This window comes from Maribellus luteus, from assembly GCF_003576475.1.
Taxonomy (GTDB): domain Bacteria; phylum Bacteroidota; class Bacteroidia; order Bacteroidales; family Prolixibacteraceae; genus Draconibacterium; species Draconibacterium luteum.
The window spans coordinates 1-529 of sequence record NZ_QWGR01000256.1; the positions used below are offsets into that span (position 1 = coordinate 1).

The following is a 529-nucleotide window of genomic DNA, read 5'->3' on the forward strand; positions in this document are numbered from 1 at the left end:
GCGATTTGAATCCACTCACCGACGAGCGGTTCTGCTTTCTCGCGAACGACTTGCGTCTGCTCTGTCAGACGCTGGCGCGTCGGAGCAGTACGCTCGTCGAGGAGCGTCCGCACCTCGCGTCCTGATTTCGGGCTCGATAGCAATGCTGCCGCAGCACCGATCAGGCTGCCGAGGATGATTCCTGTCATGAATCCCCCATTGCCTTTAGATGTGTCAGTTCCTGTATGCGTACCTGTAACAGGTGCTTGGTATGGTTGTTTTTTCGTCATGATCAACGATCTCCCTTCAGATTATCTGGAATACTTGCTACATCCGGTACAGAGACGACTTCCGGTGTGACCGGCGTCTCATCCTTCTTGCGGAAACGGCGGCGCGGCTTCTTTTCAACGACCGTCGTAGCGGTCGTTGGTTGTGCACCAGTCGAAGCAGGCGCAGGAGAGTTCTTCTTGAACAATTCCACTGCGACTGATCCCCATCTCACAGCCTGAGCGATTTGTTCCTTGTTCGTATCAGCCGCTCCAGCGACCGT

The 529-nt window shown here is 55.2% G+C and carries 2 protein-coding genes; both read right to left on the reverse strand.

The features are described from left to right. The coding region (locus D1614_RS24950) for a YtxH domain-containing protein (RefSeq protein WP_206610210.1) at positions 1 to 188 on the reverse strand (188 nt) is incomplete at its 3' end. Between the two features lie 83 nt (positions 189 to 271). Next, on the reverse strand, positions 272 to 529 hold a 258-nt coding region (locus D1614_RS26215), incomplete at its 5' end, for a hypothetical protein (protein WP_206610211.1).